This window comes from Devosia salina (genome assembly GCF_019504385.1).
GTDB classification, from domain to species: domain Bacteria; phylum Pseudomonadota; class Alphaproteobacteria; order Rhizobiales; family Devosiaceae; genus Devosia; species Devosia salina.
Genome location: NZ_CP080590.1, coordinates 1,006,390 through 1,025,696 on the forward strand (window position 1 = coordinate 1,006,390; position 19,307 = coordinate 1,025,696).

At 63.9% G+C, this 19,307-nt stretch carries 16 protein-coding genes; 5 read left to right on the plus strand and 11 right to left on the minus strand.

What is annotated here, in order from left to right; translation table 11 throughout:
• Positions 1-113 precede the first annotated feature (113 nt).
• From K1X15_RS04765 to K1X15_RS04815, 11 genes are all read right to left on the minus strand, one after another.
• Entirely contained in the window at positions 114-1,826 is a 1,713-nt protein-coding gene (locus tag K1X15_RS04765; protein ID WP_220307438.1) for a bifunctional protein-serine/threonine kinase/phosphatase, read from the minus strand.
• A gap of 63 nt (positions 1,827-1,889) precedes the next feature.
• On the minus strand, positions 1,890-2,339 hold the full coding sequence (gene cynS / locus K1X15_RS04770) for a cyanase (protein WP_220306337.1): 450 nt from the start codon (positions 2,337-2,339) through the stop codon (positions 1,890-1,892).
• 76 nt (positions 2,340-2,415) lie between these two features.
• A complete protein-coding gene (locus tag K1X15_RS04775; RefSeq protein ID WP_220306338.1) occupies positions 2,416-3,267 on the minus strand; it encodes a formate/nitrite transporter family protein in 852 nt (283 codons plus the stop codon).
• Positions 3,268-3,307: 40 nt separating this feature from the next.
• Complete coding sequence (gene nirD, locus K1X15_RS04780; RefSeq protein ID WP_220306339.1) at positions 3,308-3,643, minus strand: nitrite reductase small subunit NirD; 336 nt, start codon at positions 3,641-3,643, stop codon at positions 3,308-3,310.
• 5 nt (positions 3,644-3,648) lie between these two features.
• Positions 3,649-6,096: a nitrite reductase large subunit NirB gene (nirB, locus tag K1X15_RS04785; protein ID WP_220306340.1), complete on the minus strand. Its 2,448-nt coding sequence runs from the start codon at positions 6,094-6,096 to the stop codon at positions 3,649-3,651.
• 413 nt (positions 6,097-6,509) lie between these two features.
• Entirely contained in the window at positions 6,510-8,252 is a 1,743-nt protein-coding gene (locus tag K1X15_RS04790) for an ABC transporter ATP-binding protein (RefSeq protein ID WP_220306341.1), read from the minus strand.
• A gap of 9 nt (positions 8,253-8,261) precedes the next feature.
• Complete coding sequence (locus tag K1X15_RS04795; RefSeq protein WP_220306342.1) at positions 8,262-9,335, minus strand: ABC transporter permease; 1,074 nt, start codon at positions 9,333-9,335, stop codon at positions 8,262-8,264.
• A 51-nt stretch (positions 9,336-9,386) separates the two neighbouring features.
• Positions 9,387-10,718, minus strand: coding sequence for a CmpA/NrtA family ABC transporter substrate-binding protein (locus K1X15_RS04800; RefSeq protein ID WP_240549734.1), 1,332 nt, complete (start codon positions 10,716-10,718; stop codon positions 9,387-9,389).
• Positions 10,719-11,151: 433 nt separating this feature from the next.
• A complete protein-coding gene (locus K1X15_RS04805; RefSeq protein WP_220306344.1) occupies positions 11,152-12,363 on the minus strand; it encodes a CmpA/NrtA family ABC transporter substrate-binding protein in 1,212 nt (403 codons plus the stop codon).
• An 8-nt stretch (positions 12,364-12,371) separates the two neighbouring features.
• A complete protein-coding gene (locus K1X15_RS04810) occupies positions 12,372-12,962 on the minus strand; it encodes an ANTAR domain-containing response regulator (protein ID WP_220306345.1) in 591 nt (196 codons plus the stop codon).
• Positions 12,963-13,065: 103 nt separating this feature from the next.
• Positions 13,066-13,926 carry an NAD-dependent epimerase/dehydratase family protein gene (locus tag K1X15_RS04815; protein WP_220306346.1) on the minus strand — a complete coding sequence of 287 codons (861 nt, stop codon included), beginning with the start codon at positions 13,924-13,926 and terminating at the stop codon, positions 13,066-13,068.
• Positions 13,927-14,134: 208 nt separating this feature from the next.
• Between K1X15_RS04815 and K1X15_RS04820 the strand changes: the two genes are divergently transcribed.
• The 5 genes from K1X15_RS04820 to K1X15_RS04840 all read left to right on the plus strand — a co-directional run bounded on the left by K1X15_RS04820 (position 14,135) and on the right by K1X15_RS04840 (position 19,288).
• Positions 14,135-14,566: a hypothetical protein gene (locus tag K1X15_RS04820; protein WP_220306347.1), complete on the plus strand. Its 432-nt coding sequence runs from the start codon at positions 14,135-14,137 to the stop codon at positions 14,564-14,566.
• Positions 14,567-14,682: 116 nt separating this feature from the next.
• Entirely contained in the window at positions 14,683-15,021 is a 339-nt protein-coding gene (locus K1X15_RS04825) for an SH3 domain-containing protein (RefSeq protein WP_220306349.1), read from the plus strand.
• A gap of 104 nt (positions 15,022-15,125) precedes the next feature.
• Positions 15,126-16,121, plus strand: coding sequence for an asparaginase (locus K1X15_RS04830; protein WP_220306350.1), 996 nt, complete (start codon positions 15,126-15,128; stop codon positions 16,119-16,121).
• A 69-nt stretch (positions 16,122-16,190) separates the two neighbouring features.
• Positions 16,191-16,739: a biliverdin-producing heme oxygenase gene (locus K1X15_RS04835; protein WP_220306351.1), complete on the plus strand. Its 549-nt coding sequence runs from the start codon at positions 16,191-16,193 to the stop codon at positions 16,737-16,739.
• Positions 16,736-19,288, plus strand: coding sequence for an HWE histidine kinase domain-containing protein (locus tag K1X15_RS04840; RefSeq protein WP_220306352.1), 2,553 nt, complete (start codon positions 16,736-16,738; stop codon positions 19,286-19,288). The genes K1X15_RS04835 and K1X15_RS04840 overlap by 4 nt, the downstream gene beginning before the upstream one ends.
• Positions 19,289-19,307: the final 19 nt, after the last annotated feature.

Here is a 19,307-nt window from a genome sequence, read left to right on the forward strand (position 1 = left end):
GTCGCCCAACTCTGGACGACGGTGAGACAATAGCGCGTCCACCGAGGGCGATCAAAGAAAAACGCGCAAAAACGTGGCAAAAATCGTATCTGCCAATATTTTGTGCATAACGTCTATCGGTGCAGCAGCAGCCAGACCAGCGCCAGGCAGGCGCCGCCGAGGACGATGCTGACCGATTGCCAGAACAGCACCGGATTGCGCTGCGCCAGCGGCAGGTGGTCGAGACTGGGGAGCGCTGGATTGGGGTGGCGCAGATCGTAGAGAAACTCGCTGATCGCCTGGTAGCGTTTCGCCGGATCGGGATGCACCGCCTTGTGGAGGGCATTGTCGACCCAGGCGGGGACGTCCCGGCGGTTGGCAAAGGCAGGTCGATAGGTGAGCCGCCGGCCCTGGGCCACCGCCGCGCCATAGGGAAGTTCGCCGGTGACCAGCTCATAGGCGATCGCGCCCAGCGAATAGATGTCGGACCGCTCCGTCCCGCGCTGGCCCGCAAAATATTCCGGGGCGGCATATTGATGGGTGCCCAGGATGTCGTCGCTATCGCTCCTGGGCATCGCCTCGACCACCCCGGCAACGCGCACGGCGCCGAAATCGATGATCCGTGCCGTGCCATCGGCGTCGAGCATGATGTTTTCGGGACGCAGATCCTGGTGGATCATGTCCTTGCGGTGAAAGGCCCTCAGGCCCGCGCCGATCTGCTCGATCAGCCCCCTGACCGTTTCGATGGGCGGGGCGGGATGGTCCGCCATCCATTGCCGCAGGGTCTGCCCCTCCACATATTCGGTGACGGTATAGAGCGTCTTGCGATCCCGTGGCGCCGGCGCCGCGGCCAGGACATGGGCGGACTGGATGCGGCGCGCGATCCACTCTTCGGCCGCAAAGCGGCGAAGATAGGCCTCGTCCTCCTTGAGGTCGGCGGATGGGAATTTCATGGCGACGCGGCGGCCCGTGTCGATCTCGGTCGCCAGGTAGACATGGCTTCGGCTCGAGGCGTGCAGTTCGCGCTGGATCCGATAGCCATCGAGCAAGGCCGGCAACATGGGCAGGGGGGCGGGCGGCAGCAATTGGCCATCGTCGAGATCGGCAAGGTGATCGGCGGCGGGCAGGTCCTCGATGCGCACGATCTGGATGGTGAGATTGTCATCGCTGCCCGCAGCGAGGGCGGCCTCGACAATGTCGCGCGCGGCGATGTCGAGATTGGCCTGACCGCCGAGGCGCGATGCCAGGTCGCGCGGTGACAACGCGCCGTGCACGCCATCGGTGGTGAGGACGAAAATGTCCCCCGGCGTCAATGGGAGGCTGCGATAGTCGATCTCCACCGAGGGCTCGAGCCCCAGTGCGCGCGCCAGATATCCGCTGCCGCCCGACAGCTGCGAGCGATGATCCTGGGTGAGCGGCTCGAGGGTCTCGCCCGACAATCGCCAGACGCGGCTGTCGCCGACATGGAAGATGTGGCCCCGGCGCCCCTTCAGCACCAGCGCGCTGAAGGTGGTGATGAAGGCGTGGTCGCGCTCTTCGATACCGGCGCCCTGCGCGGCGAGCCAGCTATTGGTGGCGGTGATCACGCGGCTCGCGGCGGTCTTCACCGTCCAGGCTTCGGACGTGCAGTAATAATCGGTCAGGAAGGATTTGACGGCTGTTTCCGCGGCGATATGGCTGACGGGGCTGGGCGAAATGCCATCTGCAATGGCCAGGGCGACGCCCTTGTGTAGGAGGGCCGCGCCTTCTTGCACGAGCGCGCCGTGAAAATCCTGGTTGCGCGGCTTGCCGCCGGCACTCGAGTGCTGGCCGATCGTGACGGCAAGTGCAGGTGGATCCAGTCTCATGAGCATGGCGGCAATTCCGGATATTGGCCCCGCCGGTCGCGGCGGAGCCAGTCGTGTCTCGACCTACCAGGCGTTGTAGGAGAGATATTTGCCCGACATCTCGATCTTGACCCGGTCACCCTTGGGGTTCTGGACCCGGCTGATCTGCATGTCGAAATCGATCGCCGACATGATGCCGTCGCCGAACTTTTCGTGGATCAGGGCCTTGATCGTGGGTCCATAGACGCCGACGATCTCGTAGAGCCGGTAGATGCAGGGATCGGTTGGCACGGCCTGCGTCCACACCTTGGTGGGGCTTTCCTGCAGCACCAGCACGGCCTGCTGTGGCAGGGCCAGGTGGGTGGCCAGGGCCTCGGCCTTGTCCTGGGGCATGGCATTCATGCCCATGGCGGCCGAATGGGTCCAGACTGGCGACATGCCGATGGCCTCGGCAATGCCCTCCCAGGTCAGGCCCGCCTGACGCTTGGCGGTCAGGATCATGGCCGTGACGTCTTCGCGGGTCAGTTCCGTCATTATTGTCTCCGTAGCGCGTTGGGCGATGAAACGGCAAAGGCCCCGCCAGGGTCAGCGGGGCGGGGCCTCCTGCGGATCACTCGGCGGGCTTGTAGGCCGCCGAGGAAGCGCCCATCGCGGCCGGGTTGCGGCTGGGCGAAGTGCGGTAGTGGGTGGCGTAGATCATGCCGCCGACAAAGGTCAGGCCGCCGACCAAATTGCCGAGCACGGTGGGGATCTCGTTCCAGAGCAGGTAGTCACCCCAGGTGAACTGGCCGCCCAGCATGATGCCCGAGGGGAACAGGAACATGTTGACGATGGAGTGCTCGAAACCGAGATAGAAGAAAATGAGGATCGGCATCCACATGCCGATGACCTTGCCCGAAACGGTGGTGGACATCATCGCGGCCACGACGCCGGTCGAAACCATCCAGTTGCACATGACGGCGCGGACGAACAGCGTCAGCATGCCCGAGAACCCTGCTGCGGCATAGCCGAGGGTTCGCGCTTCACCGATATGGCCGATCTTCTCGCCCACAGCGTCTGGCGCATGGGAGAAGCCCATGGTGAAGATGATGGCCATGAAGACGGCCGTGGTCAGTGCGCCGGCGAAATTGCCGACAAAGACCAGCCCCCAATTGCGCAGCACGCCGCCCAGCGTGACACCCGGGCGCTTGGCGATCAGGGCCAGCGGGGCGAGGGTAAAGACACCGGTAAGCAGGTCGAAACCCATGAGGTAGAGCAGGCAGAAGCCGACTGGGAACAACAAGGCGCCGACCAGCGGTTGGCCGGTATTGACGGTGATGGTCACGGCAAAGGCCGCGGCAAGCGCCAGGATGGCGCCGGCCATATAGGCACGGATCAGCGTATCCTTGGTGGACATGAACACCTTGGATTCGCCGGCCTCGATCATCTTGGCGGCAAGTTCTTTGGGGGCAACGTAGGACATGGGACCAATCTCCTGGGTTTGGGGGAGGAGCGGTGGCGGCCTATTCGGCCGCAACCTGCAGCAATACGTCGGGAGCGATGTAGATGAGCCCGTTTTCGACCTTGACGGGGTAGGTGCGCACCGAACCTTCGTCGGCGCCTTGGGCCTGTCCGGAAGCCAGGTCGAAGACCCAGTTGTGGAGCGGGCAGGTAACCGAGGCACCGTGCACGATGCCTTCGGAAAGGGGGCCGCCCTTGTGGGGACAGCGGTTCTCGATGGCGTAGATCTCGTTCTCCGCAGTCCGGAAGACGGCGATCTTGCCCGAAGGGGTATTGACGCAACGCGAGCCGCGCACCGGTACGGCCTCAATGCGGCCCAGTTCGATCCAGTCGGTCATGGCGATCACTCCGCTGCCACCGGAAGCCCGAATTCGGCCATGGCGGCGAATTCGTGGGCATCCTTGCCGTTGACGCGTTCTTCCCAGGGGTCGACCTGGGCGAATTGCTGGGAATAGACGAACCGGTCGTAGAGCTGACGGCGCTTGGCGAGGTCGTCGATGACGGCGGCCTTGATGCTGTCGCTGCCGACGCGCTTGGCCCATTTGTAGATGCGCTCGAGATAGTGCCCCTGCTCGCGATAGAGCTGGGTCAGGGCCACGATGATCTCGAGAGCCTCGTCTTCGGTATTGGCGTGGCCGAGGACTTCCGTGCCCTTGATGTCGAGGCCCGCGGCCCCGGCGAAGTGGATGTCGTAGCCGCTGTCGACACAGACGACGCCGATATCCTTGCAGGTGGCTTCGGCGCAGTTGCGCGGGCAGCCGGACACGGCAAGCTTGACCTTGGCCGGGGTCCATGACCCCCACATGAATTTTTCCAGTCGTACCCCGAACCCGGTGGAGTCCTGGGTGCCGAAGCGGCACCAGTCCGACCCGACGCAGGTCTTGACCGTGCGCAATCCCTTGGCATAGGCGGCGCCCGATACCATGCCGGCGGCATTGAGATCGGCCCACACGGCCGGCAGGTCTTCCTTCTTGACGCCCAGGAGGTCGATGCGCTGCCCGCCGGTCACCTTGACGGTGGGAATGGCGAACTTGTCGGCCACGTCGGCAATGGCGCGCAGTTCCCTGGGGTTCGTAATGCCGCCCCACATGCGCGGCACGACCGAATAGGTGCCGTCCTTCTGGATATTGGCGTGGACGCGCTCGTTGATGAAGCGGCTCTGGCCGTCATCCTCGTATTCGCCGGGCCATTCGGAAACCAGGTAGTAGTTAAGGGCCGGGCGGCACTTGGCGCAGCCGCAGGAGGTCTTCCACTCCAGCTCCTGCATCACCTCGGGAATGGACTTGAGCCCCTTGGCAACGATCAACCTGCGGACGGTGCCGTGGTCATGCTCGGTGCAGGGGCACATCGGCTTGACGGCGGCCGGGTTGTAGCTGTCGCCCAGGGTGATCGCCATGAGCTTTTCGACCAGATGCGTGCACGAGCCACACGAGGCAGAGGCCTTGGTATGGGCGCGCACGCCGTCGAGATCGGTCAGGCCCTTGGATACGATCGTGCCGGTGATCGTGGATTTGCATACGCCGTTGCAGCCGCAGATTTCTGCATCATCCGGCAAGGCTGCAACGGCCGCCATAGGGTCCAGCGCAGCGCCCCCCTGATAGGCCTGGCCAAAGATAAGGGTGTCGCGCATTTCGCGCGTGTCGGTGGCCTTGCGGATCATGTCGAAGAACCACGGGCCGTCGCCAGTCTCGCCATAAAGCACGGCGCCGATGACCTTGTCCTGCTTGAGGACCAGGCGCTTGTAGATGCCCGAAGTGGCATCACGCAGCACGATTTCCTCGCGATCCTCGGCATCGGCGAAGTCACCGGCCGAATAGACCGCAACACCGGTCACCTTGAGCTGGGTGGCCGTCTGCACCGGACGGAAGGCGGCATCCACCTTGGCCAGCGTCTTGGCCAGCACCTTGGCCTGGTCATAGAGCGGCGCCACCAGGCCATAGACGATCTTCTCGTGCTCGACGCATTCGCCCAGCGCCAGGATGTCCGGGTCGGAGGTGACCATCTGGTCGTTGACGACAATGCCGCGCTCGACATGCAGGCCTGCATCGACTGCGAGCCGGGTCTCGGGGCGGATGCCCACGGCCATGACGACGATGTCGGCGCCATAGACGGTGCCATCCTCCAGGGCGACGGCCTCGACATGGGTCTCACCCAGAATGGCCTTGGTCTGGGCCTTGCAATGCACCTTGATACCGCGCGCTTCGAGGTCGCGCTGCAGCAGGAAACCGGCGGCCGGGTCCAGCTGGCGTTCCATGACGTGCCCCATGAGATGGAGCACCACCACTTCCATGCCGCGGGCCCGCAGCGCCGCCGCGGCCTCCAGGCCCAGGAGGCCGCCACCAATGACGACCGCCTTGGCGCCGGGGCGCCTGGAAACCTCGACCATGCGATTGACGTCGTCGAGATCGCGGAAGGCCATGACGCCGGGCAGGTCCTTGCCGGGCAGGGGGATGATGAAGGGCGCTGAGCCGGTGGCGATGATCAGCTTGTCATAGGGCGTTTCGCCATATTTGCTGACCACGACCTTGCGGGTGCGGTCGATGGCCGTGACGGTTTCGCCGAAGCGGGTCTGGACACCGTGATCCTCGTACCAGGCCGAGTCATGGGTGATGATCTGGTCATATTCCTTCTCGCCGGCCAGGACCGGCGAGAGCATCAGGCGGTTGTAATTGCCGCGCGGCTCGGCCCCGAACAGCGTGACGTCGAAGCGGCCGGGAGCCTCCTCGAAAATGTGCTCCAGGGCACGGCCCGAAGCCATGCCGGCGCCGATGACGACGAGTTTTTCCATCATGCGCTCCTCATGCATCCGGTGGAGAGGGCGGCGGGGTGTCCTGAAGTCTGATCCTGTGACATCGGATGGGGCTCCGGTTTGGGTCTGGAAAACAAAAAGGCCGCCAACCGACAGGACACTGGTTCAGGAACCAGCCCGTGTCTGTTGGCGACCTTGCCTGTGGGACGCCCGCCTTTGGACGTCGGTGTGTCGAAGAGCGTCTTGGGAGGAGCTCCTTCGCATTCTACATTGCACGAACCGTGCCAGAACGGGGACGGACGCGGTTCCTGTTAAATATCAGTGACTTGCCTGAGTTTCTCTGCGACGGCAAAGACCGGGTTCGGGCCGGGTGCCGCTGCAATGTCCGGCCTCATGCCTAAAGAGTGGGCAAAATGGCTGCATCTTCTCGGAATGCATGTTTATTGGGCTGTTCTTCACTCGGCCGCGACCGACTGGCCGCGTTCGCGGCGCTTGGCGCGGATATGGTCCAGCGTGGCCTGGTCCGGATTGGCGCCGCCCTCATAGGCTTCGAGGAAGTCGAGCAGTTCCTCGCGATAGGCGTAATAGTCCTTGTGGGCGAGCAGCGCCTTGCGCGAGCGCGGGCGAGGCAGGTCCACCTCCATGACATTGCCGATGCGCGCATTGGGGCCGTTGGACATCATCACGACCCGGTCGGCCAGGAGAATGGCCTCGTCCACGTCGTGCGTGACGCAGATGGCGGTGACCTGGGTGCGCGCCCAGACATCCATGAGCACATCCTGCAATTCCCAGCGGGTGATGCTGTCGAGCATGCCGAAGGGTTCGTCGAGCAGCAGGAGCTTGGGCGAGAGCGCAAAGGCACGCGCAATGCCGACGCGCTGCTTCATGCCGTTGGAGAGTTCCGAGGCCGGGCGATGCATTGCATCCCCGAGGCCCACGCGGTTGAGATAATACTCGACCACGTCCCGCCGCTCGGCCGGGCTGGCCTTCGGATAGACCCGGTCGACGCCAAGCGCCACGTTCTCCCGCGCCGTGAGCCAGGGCATCAGCGAGGGCGCCTGGAACACCACCGCGCGTTCCGGACCGGCGCCGACGACGGGTTTGCCGTCGAGGGAAATCGTGCCGCCGGAAATGTCGTTCAGCCCGGCCACCATGGAGAGCACGGTCGACTTGCCGCAACCCGAATGGCCGATCAGGGTGACGAACTCTCCCTTTTTCATCTGGAAGTCGAAGCGGTCGACGACGGTCAGCGGCCCCTTGGGTGTCGGATAGACCTTCGAGACTTCGGAAAAGTCGAGATAATGCGCCTCGACCTCACTCCCCGCCGCTTCGGCATAGGCCTTGGGCAGGCGTGCCGACTTGCCGCGGGCAATGGGCACGACATTGGGCAGGGTCAGATCGGCCTCGCCGCCCTGGTTGCGGGCCGCCCCGACATCCATGAGATATTCAGTGATCTCCCGCCGCAACTTGATGAAGCGGTCATCGCCATTGAGCGCGGCGCGATCGCGCGGGCGCTCGATATCGACCCGGAAATCGGGGCCCAGCGTCGCCGCCGGGCCAGGGGTCAGCGGGATGACCCGGTCGGCCAGCAGAATGGCCTCATCCACGTCATTGGTGATGAGGATGATGGTCTTCTTTTCCGCCTCGGAAATCTGGGCGAACTCGTCCTGCAGCTTGGAGCGGGTCAGCGCATCGAGCGCCGAAAGCGGTTCGTCGAGCAGCAGGATTTCGGGCTGCATGGCCAGCGCCCGGGCCACGGCGACGCGCTGGCGCATACCGCCCGACAATTCGGCGGGGCGGCGGTCCGCGGCGTGGCCGAGCCCGACCATTTCGACATAGCGCCTGCGCAGCTCCAGCCGCTGGGCGCGCGACCTGGACTTGTGCACGGCGTTGACCGCCAGATCGACATTGCCGGAGACGCTGAGCCAGGGCATCAGCGAATAGGACTGGAACACCACGCTGCGTTCCGGGCCGGGGCCGTCGATTTCGCGGCCGCGATAGATCACGCCGCCCCGGTCGGGTTCGGACAGGCCTGCCATGAGCGAGATCAGCGTCGTCTTGCCGGCGCCGGAAAAGCCGAGAATGGCGACGAATTCGCCGTCCTCGACGTCCAGATTGATATTGTCGAGAATATCGACGCGCTTGGCGCCCTCGCCAAAATGCTTGGAAATGCCGGAGAGCTGGAGAATGGGGGCCATGTCCTGGTCCTATCGCTTGCCGGAGAAGGTGAAGGCGGTCTGCAGGGTGAACATCACCCGGTCGAGCAGGAAGCCGATAATGCCGATGGTCAGGACGGCGACGATGATGCGGGCCAGCGAGGTGGAGGAGCCGTTCTGGAATTCATCCCATACGAACTTGCCCAGGCCCGGGTTCTGCGCCAGCATTTCGGCGGCGATCAGCACCATCCAGCCAACACCGAGCGAGAGGCGCAGGCCGGTGAAGATCAGCGGCAGGGCCGAAGGCAGCACCAGCTTGGTGATGGTGGTCGCAGTGGAGAGCTGCAGCACCTTGCCCACATTGACCAGGTCCTTGTCGATGGAGGCGACGCCCAGCGCGGTGTTGATCAGCGTGGGCCACAGCGAACAGAGCGTCACGGTGACGGCGGAGATGACCAGCGCCTTGGGCAGCGCCTCGCTGGCATCAACATAGAGCGCCGAGACCACCATGGTGACGATGGGCAGCCAGGCCAGCGGCGAAACCGGCTTGAACAATTGCACCAGTGGATTGAGCGCGCCATTGAACGGGCGGCTGAGGCCGGAGGCAATGCCGAGCGGAACCGCGACAATGGTGGCGATCAGGAAGCCGAGCCCCACGGTCTTGAGCGAGGTCAGGATCTGGTCGAGATAGGTCGGCTTGCCGGTATAGGCGCGCCACTTGACGTCGTCGGCGCGGTTCTCAGCCACCAGTTCGGCATTGCGCTGGTCCTGCCGGGCATAGAATTCGGCTTCCTTCTCGCGCTCGGCCAGATGGTCCTGCCACAGGGCCGCGGTCTGTTCCCAGACCTGCGCCGGGCCGGGAATGGCACCGAGCGAAGTCTGCACCTGAGGCGCGAGGCTCGCCCAGGCAATGACGAAGACCGCTATGCCCATGAGCGGGAAGAACAGGCTGTCGCGCAGCTCGCCCATCTGTTCGCGCGGATCGTCACCGGCAGCGATCTTGAGCAGGGGGACCAGCCAGCCCAGGCCAAGGGCGCTGAGCCAGGCGGCGGATCGATTGATGGCGGTGAAGAGCTTCTGCCGGCGCTGGCCGCTGGAGGCGGGGGCTTCGCTTGCAAGGGTCATTTCGCAGTCCTCGGAGGCTGAGGGTGGCCGGTGTCCCGGCCACCCGGGCGATCATTGATTGGCGACAACTTCGCTGCCCTCGACGCGCTCACCGGTCTTCAGGCCAACCGGCAGGCTGTCGATATAGGCGTTGGGCTTGGTGCCGTCATAGGTGACGCCGTCGATGAACTCGGCGGTCGGCTCGCGGTAGCCGCTGCTGTCCCACGGCACGTCGGCCTCCTCGATCAAGCCCTCGTCCACGAGCTGGCGGGCGGCCTCCAAGTAGAGATCGGGGCGATAGACCGACCTGGCGACCTCATCATACCAGCTGTCGGGCTGGTCCTCGGCAATCTGACCCCAGCGGCGCATCTGCGTCAGGTACCAGACGGCGTCGGAATAGTAAGGATAGGTCGCGTAATAGCGGTAGAAGACGTTGAAGTCCGGCACGTCGCGGACGTCGCCTGCTTCGAACTCGAATGTACCGGTCATCGATGCGGCGATGACATTGGCGTCGGCGCCGACATATTCGGAGCGCGAGAGTATTTCCACCGCCTCGGCCCGGTTGGCGTTGTCGTTCTCGTCCAGCCACTTGGCCGCACGGATCAGCGCCTTGGTGATGGCGATGGTGGTGTTGGGATTGGCCTCGACGAACTCGGCCGTGAGCCCGAAGACCTTTTCGGGATTGTTCTTCCAGATGTCGTAGTCGGTGATCACCGGCACGCCGATCTTCTTGAAGACGGCCGCCTGGTTCCACGGCTCGCCCACGGCATAGCCATCGATCGTGCCCGCTTCGAGCGTGGCCGGCATCTGCGGGGGCGGGGTCACCGATAGATAGGCGTCGGCCGCGATCTGCCCGGACACGTCCTCGGGGGAATAATAACCCGGATTGATACCGCCGGCGGCCAGCCAGTAGCGCAATTCGTAATTGTGGGTGGAAACCGGGAACACCATGCCCAGGTTGAACGGCTTGCCCTCGGCCTCGAATGCCTCGATCACCGGCTTGAGCGCCGCGGCCGAAATCGGATGCACGGGCTTGCCCTCGGCATCCATCTCGAGATGGGGCTTCATCAGCTCCCATACGGCGTTGGAGACAGTGATGCCGTTGCCATTGAGATCCATGGAGAAGGGCGTGACGATGTGGGCCTTGGTGCCATAGCCGATGGTGGCGGCCAGCGGCTGGCCGGCCAGCATGTGTGCGCCATCCAGGGAACCGGTGATCACGCCGTCCAGAAGTACCTTCCAGTTGGCCTGCGGTTCCAGGGTCACATAAAGGCCTTCGTCCTCGAAGTAGCCAAGCTCATACGCGACGGCCAGGGGAGCCATGTCGGTGAGCTTGATGAAGCCGAATTTCAGCTCATCCTTCTCCAGGTCAAGCATGGCCGCCCAACTGGCCGTGCTGGCCATGAGGCCGAATGCAAGGCCCGTAAGCAGGGGGATGAGGCGGTGGCGTGGCGGCCGGGGGCTTGTAGTCGCAGTCATCATCGTCTCCGTTTTGTGTCGACAAGCCCCGCGACGCTGGTGCTGCGCTCCAATACAAAAAGGCCACCAACCGCACCGCGCGCCGGTCAGTGATCCGGACGCGAGTCAGTTGGCAGCCTTGCCATGGAGCGCCCATCTTCGGACGCCGAGAGCTGTGAGCAGTCCAGGGAGGAGCTCGCTCGCCAATTGCACTGCACGAAGCGTGCCAATTGCCGCGATTGCGGATTCGTCCTACGGCGACAGAGGTTTAGCGGATATCCGCCGTTCGCGCTGCTCAAAGGGAGTGCCTGATGCACGGGCAGGATCGATAGCGTAGTGCGAACTTTTTAAGCAGTTTTCGGAATTGCGCCAATAATGATCAGCTTTGATCGCGTTGTCCGGCGATATAGGCGTCAAGCGTGGCGGGGTCGAAAAGCGCGCCGTCGAAGAACTGGTTCGGCCCCAGCTCGAGCGACCCATCCAGCGCCGGAACGAGGTGGCGCACCTTTCTGTCGCCCTCGACGTGATAGTCGTCGGCCGGCACGGTCGCTTTGATCGGCGCCAGCGCGGCCCGATAGAGATCGGGGCGAAAGGTTGCTGCGGCCAGCGCGGCATGCCTGGGGCTTGCAGCGATCTCGCCCCAGCGCACCATCTGGCTGTAGTACCAGAGGGCATGGCTCTTCCACGGGAAGTTGGCTGCGCCGTCAAACGGCACGAAGAAATCCGGGATGTCGATGCTTTGCACGCCGCCGTCGATCTGGCCTGTCAGAGCCCGCGCCACGATCTCGGTCGGCTGGTTGAGATAGGCGGGGGCTGCCATGATGCTTGCCGCCTCGAGCCGATTGTCCCGGTCCTGGCACCATTGTGCGGCGCGATAGGTCGCCCGGATCACCGATGCGACGATTTCGGGATTGCGTTCGGCCCAGTCCGTGCGCATGCCGATGGCCTTGTCGGGGCTCCATTGCCAGATCGATGACTTGGTCGTGGCAATTCGGGCGCCATGCCTGACGACGCCGACACTGTTCCAGGGCTCTCCGACGCAATAGCCATCCAGGCTTCCGGCGCCCAGCGCCTCCGGCAGCAGGGGCGGTGGCAGGACGACGATTTCGACATCGCGGTCGGGCATGATGCCGCTCGCCGCCAGCCAATAGCGCAATTCGTAATTATGCGAGGATGTCTGGTGCACCACTCCGAAGCGGAGCTTGCGGTCGCTGGTCTTGGCCACCTGTGCCAGGGCCTTGCCGGCCGGACCCGCCACGAGATCGCCGGGAGCGCCTGCCTCGGCCATGGAGGTCCAGAGGTCGGCGCTGACGGTGATGGCGTTATTGCCGAGACCGGTCATGACCGGGGTGATCATTGGTGTTGCGATCGGCGTCAGGCCGAGATTGGCCGCAATCGGCATGGGGGCCAGGACCAGCGCGATGTCGAAATGACCCAGAGCCGTACGGTCACGGATATTGGCCCAGGAGGTTTCCCGGGTGAGGCTGAGGGAAAATCCCTCGTCCTCGGCAAAGCCCAGCTCATGGGCCAGCACGAGCAGCACGCTGTCGAGCAGGGGGAGAAAGCCGGCGGTAAGGTGGGGACGGGACATGGCGTTTCCTATGGCCCAAGCAGGTTGGCGGCGGTGATGAGGCTTTGGGCAATGTCCACCAGCCGACGGTTCTGGTTCATGGCGGTCTTGCGCAGCAGGGCGTAGGCTTCGGGCTCTCCCAGGCCCTTGGTCTTCATCAATATGCCCTTGGCCTGATCGATGATCTTGCGCTCTTCAAGCGCGCTGCGCGCCTCCTCCAGTTCGCGCGTCAGCCGGGAAAAGGCATTGAAGCGCGAGATCGCCATGTCGAGGATCGGCTTGACGCGCTCCTTCTTGAGGCCGTCCACCACATAGGCGGAGACGCCCGCCTCGACGGCCTTCTCGATCATGGCGCCATCCGAGCGGTCGACGAACATGGCGATCGGGCGCTGGATGGCCCGGCTCAGCGAAAAGAAATGCTCGAGCGTATCGCGCTTGGGATTCTCGAGGTCGATGAAGATGACGTCGGGCGGAGTCTGCGAGATGGTGCGGCCAACCTCGTTGACGTCATGGATCACGGCTACCCGCACATATCCTGCCTCGCGCAGGCCCTCCTCGATGATCGAGGCGCGAATGCGGTTCTCGTCGATGATCAGGATGGACAGGTCAGGGTTCGCCATTGCCGGCACTTATGCTTGTGCTCACAAAAAGCGCAAGTGCCGAAAATGCACGTTTCCGATGCAAAATTGCTTGCGGTTGACCTATGCGGCAGGCGGAAAGGGGCTACTTGACCTCGTTTCGCCAGCTGAACTGGGGCGAATAGCCCAGCATGCGCTTGGCCTTGTCGATGGACAGCAGTGTGCCGTTGGTCGAGATGTTGCCCTTCTGCTCGACACCGGGAAACACCTCGGCGAGGAGCGAGATATTGGATCGCGACATCACTGAGTCCGCATTGGCGATGATGAACGCCTCAAAGCCCTTGAAATCGGCCTGGATGGCGCGCCGCACCGCCTGGGCGCCGTCGCGCGCGTCGATATAGGCCCAGAGGTTCCACTTGCGCTTGCGCGGGTCGCTGTCGAAGCCGGGAAAGGCCTTGTAGTCCTCTGGATACATGACGTTGGAAAAGCGCAGGCCCACCATGCGCAGCTCCGGGTCCCAGCGGCAGAACTGGGCGGCCATGGTCTCATCGAGCAGCTTGCCCAGCGAATAGGCGCTTTCCGGGCGGGGAAAATACTCCTCGTCGACCGGCGCATAGGGCGGCGGATTGTCGAAGGGCAGGCCCAGCACGGTCTCGCTGGACGCAAAGACCACATTCTTGATGCCGGCCAGGCGACAGGCCTCGAACACGTTGTAGCTGGAGGTGACGTTGTTCGAGAGCGTGCGCGCATTGGCGGCAAGGCCCGGTGCGGGAATGGCTGCCAGATGCACCACGGCGTCGAAGGGGCCGCCCCGTTCATCAACGCCACCCAGGATGGCTCCGGCGACCTCGCCGAAATTGGTCAGGTCGATGCGCACGCTCGGGCAGATCGGCTCGGGCAGGGCCTGCTGGTCGATGTTGAGGACCTCATAGCCATGCTCGACCAGGTCGCGCAAAACCGCCCGCCCCAGCTTTCCACTCCCACCCGTCACCAGAACCTTGGCCATTCGAACCTCCTCTATTTCCACGCGAATTTGTCACGGATTGCCTGTGCTGCCAACAGGCGCGGCGGGTTTTCGCGGGTTAACAAATGATGAACGGCGGCCTCAGCGGCGGTTCAAGCGGGTGGGCGCAAAACCTCGCTCAAGGCCGGTGCAGCGCATCGGCAGGCGGCCGGACAACCGGTCGCGTCATCACCATTGAGGAGTTATGGAAATGATCAAGTTCACCACCCTTGCCCTGCTCGCAGGCCTTGCCACCGTCTCGTCGGTTGGGCCCAGCGCCGCCCAGTTCCTGGCCGCCAATATTCCCGGCGGCCCCAACAATCCCAGCCCCAGCGTCGAGCATAACTGCGCCGACGAGATGGGTTTCATGCGCCGTGTAAGTGCTTCTGAAATCACGGCAATTCGCGACCGCAGCATCTGGCTCCAGCCGGTGTGCGAGGACTTGACGGTCTGGGGCAAGAACAATTACGGGACGCTGTTCCTGAACGGAAATGTCAATGTTCTGCGCCAGCCGATCGCCCGCAATCCCAAGCTGATGAGCGCGCTGCGTGCCAAGGGATATGACCAGCACGACGTGGTTTCGCTGCGCTTTGGCGGCGGCAACAGCGTCATCCTCTATGTCCATCAGCGGGACATGAACTGAGCCCGGCGCGCTCCTGGCCCCCGAGAATGAACGCTATCTGAACGGCGGACTCAGCGCCGGTTCAATCCCGGGGTGCCATTGTGCATCCAACAACAGGAAATCCGAGGGCATTGGAAATGAACAAGGCACAGGAAAAGGTTCTGGTCGCGGCGCTGTGCGGCCTCATCATCACCACCGCCGCCGGCTTTGCGGTCCAGCCGGCCATGGCCGCCGGCTACCAGGTCGACACGCTGGCCCAGGTCAGTGGCGTGGCGCAGTGGGATCATCTCAATGTCCGCAAATGGCCCGCCAGCTATTCCCAGAAGGTTGGCGCCTTCACCCCCGGCCTGCATGTCTGGGTCGAGCGCTGCATCGAGGTCGAGAACAGCTCCGACTGGTGCCTGGTCGAGCGCGGCGACACCAAGGGCTGGGTCAATTCCCGCTTTCTCACACCAGTTTCCGACTGGGACATCTGATCCCGGTCGTCTCTGTTCAGTACTGCGTACCTCCTACCCATGCATGTTGACTTTTCCGGTCCTCGGTTGTTCGTGGTGAACAGCCAGGACCGGAGTTTTTTCATATGGATGCCAATCCCATTCTCGCCGAGGCCGTGCGCGGCAACTGGGTGGAAAACCGCCATCGCGGCGCCCTCATCATTGTCGATGCGGATGGCGGCGTGATCGCTTCCGGCGGCGATGTGAACCGGCCGATCTTTCCCCGGTCCGCCATCAAATCCATGCAGGCATTGGCGATTTTCGACCGGCATGCCATCGACCGTTTTCACCATACGCCCGAGGAACTGGCCCTGGCCTGTGCGTCGCATCACGGCGAGGACGAGCATGTGAGCAATGTCGACCACTTCCTCACGCGCATGGGCCTGTCTGCGGCCGATCTCGAATGCGGCGCGCATATGCCCACCAATGGCAAGGCGCGCGATGCCCTGCGCGCGGCCGGGCGCGACCCGAGCCCGCTGCACAACAATTGCTCGGGCAAGCATTCGGGCATGCTCAGCGTGGCACTGGCCATGGGCGTTCCGACCCACGGCTATGTCGAGCGGGAACACGATGTGCAGCGCGCGGTGCGGGCCGCGGTGGAATATGTGATCGGCGAGGACCTCACCGAAGATCGCTGCGGCACCGATGGCTGTTCGATCCCCACCTGGGCCGCGCCGCTGCGCGCCTGGGCCCGCGGCTTTGCCCGGATGGCGACGGGCAGAGGCCTCGATGCCGGCCACGCGCAGGGCGCGCAAATGCTCTTTGACGCCGCGACCAGCCATCCGCATCTGGTGGCGGGAACGGGACATCTGGATACGCTGGTGATGGAGGCCTTCCTGGGCCGCGTCATGCAGAAGGGCGGGGCCGAGGGCGTGCAATGCGGCGCCATCCGCGACAAGGGCTGGGGCTACGCGCTCAAATGCGACGACGGCAATATGGCGGCCAGCCACGCCATGGTCGCAGCGTTGCTGCTCCGCCATGCCGACCCGGACGCGAACCAGAAAGCGGTGCTGGAGCAATTCGCGCGTCAGCCGATCCGCAATGTGCGCGGCAACGTGGTCGGCGAGATGCGCGCAACTTAATATTTTTAATATCGCGGGAACGCCGAGGCGCCTATTTCCATTGTTTGCCTCGGCCAAACCGGATGGACCATGCCGCAAACGACAAGGCGCTGGATGCTGCGCGAAAGCACCGCAGTGTTGCACCAGGCCGTCGATGGCGCAGTGGGACAATTTTCAGACATGGCAGGATATCGGCGCTATCTCAGGGCGCTGAGCCTGTTCCGCTTGCCCCTTGAGAGGCGGTGGGCGGAGATGGACTGGCCGGCCGCGCTGCTGGGCTGGCGGCCCACGGCCGTGGCCGCATCGATCGAACAGGATCTCGATGATCTGAGCCTGGAACCGGTTGCGGTGACAGCCAGCGATGGGTTGTCGGACACAGCGGACCTGCTGGGCATGTTCTATGTGGTCCAGGGGGCAACACTGGGTGCGCAGATCCTGCTTGGCCGCGCACTGGAACTGGGCCTGACGCGCGACTACGGCGCCCGGCACCTGTCGGTTCAGGCCGACGGGCTCGCCAACTGGCGCAGCTTTCTCGAAGTGCTGGAATCCGCACCCGATATCGACATGAACCGGGTGGTTTCGGCCAGCCAATCCACCTTCCAACGGGCCGAGATTGCCTTCAAGAGCAGCCACGCATGACGACTGAACAGACGGTCGACCTGACCAATTGCGACAGGGAACCGATCCATATTCCGGGCAGTATCCAGCCCCATGGCGCGCTGCTGGCGCTTGATCCCGGCCTCTCGACGGTGCAGCGCCATTCCGCCAATGCACTCGACATGCTGGGGCTCAACGGCGACCCCAACGGCGCCACGCTCGAACTGGTGCTGGGCGGAGCCTTGACCCACAGCCTGCGCAACGCATTGGCCACCTCGGGCGAAGTGGAACGGCCGGCACTGCTCATCGACCAGCAAATGCCCGGAGGCGGTCGGTTCGACATTGCGATCCACCGGTATCTCTCCGCTGTGATCGTCGAGTTCGAGCCGCATGACGACACGGTCCGTGACCAGCCGCTGCAATTGGCGCGCACCATGATTTCGCGCATTTCCGGTCTCGATGACATCGACCTCCTGACCCGGCAGACCGCACGCATCGTGCGCGGCCTGCTCGGCTATGACCGGGTGATGATCTACCGCTTCGAACCCGACGGTTCCGGCAAGGTGGTGAGCGAGGCCAGACGCCCCGAGCTGGAAAGTTTCCTCGGCCAGTATTTCCCGGCCAGCGACATTCCCCAGCAGGCGCGCGCGCTTTATCTCAAGAACACCATCCGCGTCATTTCCGATGCCGGGTTCCGCCCCGTTGCGCTGGTGCCGGAACTGGACGGAGCGGGCCAGCCACTTGATCTGAGCCTGGCGCATCTGCGCAGCGTCTCCCCGATCCATTGCGAATATCTGCGCAATATGGGGGTCTCGGCATCGATGTCGGTGTCGATCATCGTCGACGGCCAGCTTTGGGGCATGATCGCCTGCCACCATTATGCGCCCAAGGTGCTGCCCATGCCCTTGCGGGTGGCCACCGAGATGTTCGGCGATTTCCTATCGTTGCATCTGGGGTCGCTGCGCCAGCGGCGCCAATTGGACACGACCGCGAGGACGCGTGCCTATCTGGAACGGGTCCACCAGTTGGCAAGCGGCCGGGACGTATCCGAGCTGCTGCATGAACAGGTCCAAGAACTGGGCAAACTGATCCCCAATGACGGGTTCGGACTGTATTTGCACGGCAAGTGGACGGCGTTCGGCAGCACCCCGCCTGAGGGCGAGATCGAGCAGATTGCAGACCTGGTGGGCGCGCTGGCGGATAACCGGGTTTGGTCCAGCCATGCATTGCAGACGCTTTACCCGGCCGCTGTCGGCTTTTCCGCCGATGCGGCAGGTGTGCTGGCCATTCCACTCTCTCAACTGCCGCGAGACTATCTGTTCTTTTTCCGGCGCGAAGTGCTGCAGACCCTCAACTGGGCCGGAAATCCGGAAAAATCCTATGAGACCGGTCCCTTGGGCGACCGGCTGACGCCCCGCAAGAGCTTCGCCATCTGGAAGGAAACCGTGCATGGACAGGCCGAACCCTGGTCCGACAGCGACCGGGAAGTGGCCGAGGCGATGCGCGCCTCTATCGTCGAGGTGCTGCTGCGCCACAACGAATTGATGGCTGACGAGCGCGCCAAGGCCGATGTGCGCCAGCGCATGCTCAACGAGGAACTCAATCACCGCGTCAAGAACATCCTGGCGGTGATCAAGTCGCTGGTGGGGCAACCCGTGCAGGACGGGCGCAGCCTCAAGGATTATGTGGCGACGCTAAAGGGGCGCATCCAGGCGCTTGCCATTGCGCATGACCAGGTGATCCGGGGCGACGGCGGGGGGCGGCTTTCCGACCTCTTGCAGGCCGAACTCAGCCCTTATCGGTCAGCCAATAACACTGTTTTCCTCGGAGGGCCGGACGCCTGGCTGGATGCAAGGGCGTTCTCGGTGATGGCGCTGGTGACCCACGAACTGGCGACCAATGCCGCCAAATATGGCGCATTGTCCTGCGCTGGTGGGCGGCTTGAGGTGCGATGGCAGATGGAGCCTGACGGCAGTTGCAGGCTGGAATGGGTGGAAAGGGGCGGCCCCGAGGTGACGCCACCAAACCGGACCGGCTTTGGCACGGCGCTGCTGGACCGAAGCATTCCATTCGAACTGGGCGGCACCAGCGTCATTGACTATGCGCCAGATGGCCTGGTGGGGCGCTTCACGCTGCCCGGGCGACACTTGCGGGGCGGCGCGACCCCCTCGCCAGTTGGCCAGGATGCGCCGGTTACGCCGGGCGGGCGGGAATTGCTGCCGGCCGATCTCGACGTGCTGCTGCTGGAAGACCAGATGCTGATCGCCATGGATGTGGAAGCCATGTTCGCCGATCGGGGCTTTGAAAAGGTGACGGCAGTCAACACCATGGGCGAGGCCCTGCGCCGCATCGAGACCAGTCCGCCCGATATTGCCGTCCTCGACGTCAATCTCGGATCGGAGACCTCCTTGCCTGTGGCAGAGAAAATGCTTGGGCTCGCCATCCCCTTCATCTTTGCCACCGGCTATGGCGAAGGCGGGATGCTTCCCGACACCATGGCGCATGTGCCGGTGGTGCGAAAGCCCTATGAAATCGGCGCTCTGCTGGCCGCCATGGTGAAGGCCCGCCGTTCGGTCCGGCCTGCAGGATAGGTTGGCCATTCCGGTGATT

Coding starts and splice junctions, on each gene's coding strand:
- K1X15_RS04825 (WP_220306349.1), top strand. CDS start 14,683: ATGAACAAGGCACAGGAAAAGGTTCTGGTCGCGGCGCTGTGCGGCCTC.
- nirB (WP_220306340.1), bottom strand. CDS start 6,096: ATGATGGAAAAACTCGTCGTCATCGGCGCCGGCATGGCTTCGGGCCGT.
- K1X15_RS04820 (WP_220306347.1), top strand. CDS start 14,135: ATGATCAAGTTCACCACCCTTGCCCTGCTCGCAGGCCTTGCCACCGTC.
- K1X15_RS04840 (WP_220306352.1), top strand. CDS start 16,736: ATGACGACTGAACAGACGGTCGACCTGACCAATTGCGACAGGGAACCG.
- nirD (WP_220306339.1), bottom strand. CDS start 3,643: ATGACCGACTGGATCGAACTGGGCCGCATTGAGGCCGTACCGGTGCGC.
- K1X15_RS04830 (WP_220306350.1), top strand. CDS start 15,126: ATGGATGCCAATCCCATTCTCGCCGAGGCCGTGCGCGGCAACTGGGTG.
- K1X15_RS04775 (WP_220306338.1), bottom strand. CDS start 3,267: ATGTCCTACGTTGCCCCCAAAGAACTTGCCGCCAAGATGATCGAGGCC.
- K1X15_RS04810 (WP_220306345.1), bottom strand. CDS start 12,962: ATGGCGAACCCTGACCTGTCCATCCTGATCATCGACGAGAACCGCATT.
- K1X15_RS04835 (WP_220306351.1), top strand. CDS start 16,191: ATGCCGCAAACGACAAGGCGCTGGATGCTGCGCGAAAGCACCGCAGTG.
- cynS (WP_220306337.1), bottom strand. CDS start 2,339: ATGACGGAACTGACCCGCGAAGACGTCACGGCCATGATCCTGACCGCC.
- K1X15_RS04800 (WP_240549734.1), bottom strand. CDS start 10,718: ATGGCCAGCACGGCCAGTTGGGCGGCCATGCTTGACCTGGAGAAGGAT.
- K1X15_RS04765 (WP_220307438.1), bottom strand. CDS start 1,826: ATGAGACTGGATCCACCTGCACTTGCCGTCACGATCGGCCAGCACTCG.
- K1X15_RS04805 (WP_220306344.1), bottom strand. CDS start 12,363: ATGTCCCGTCCCCACCTTACCGCCGGCTTTCTCCCCCTGCTCGACAGC.
- K1X15_RS04795 (WP_220306342.1), bottom strand. CDS start 9,335: ATGACCCTTGCAAGCGAAGCCCCCGCCTCCAGCGGCCAGCGCCGGCAG.
- K1X15_RS04815 (WP_220306346.1), bottom strand. CDS start 13,926: ATGGCCAAGGTTCTGGTGACGGGTGGGAGTGGAAAGCTGGGGCGGGCG.
- K1X15_RS04790 (WP_220306341.1), bottom strand. CDS start 8,252: ATGGCCCCCATTCTCCAGCTCTCCGGCATTTCCAAGCATTTTGGCGAG.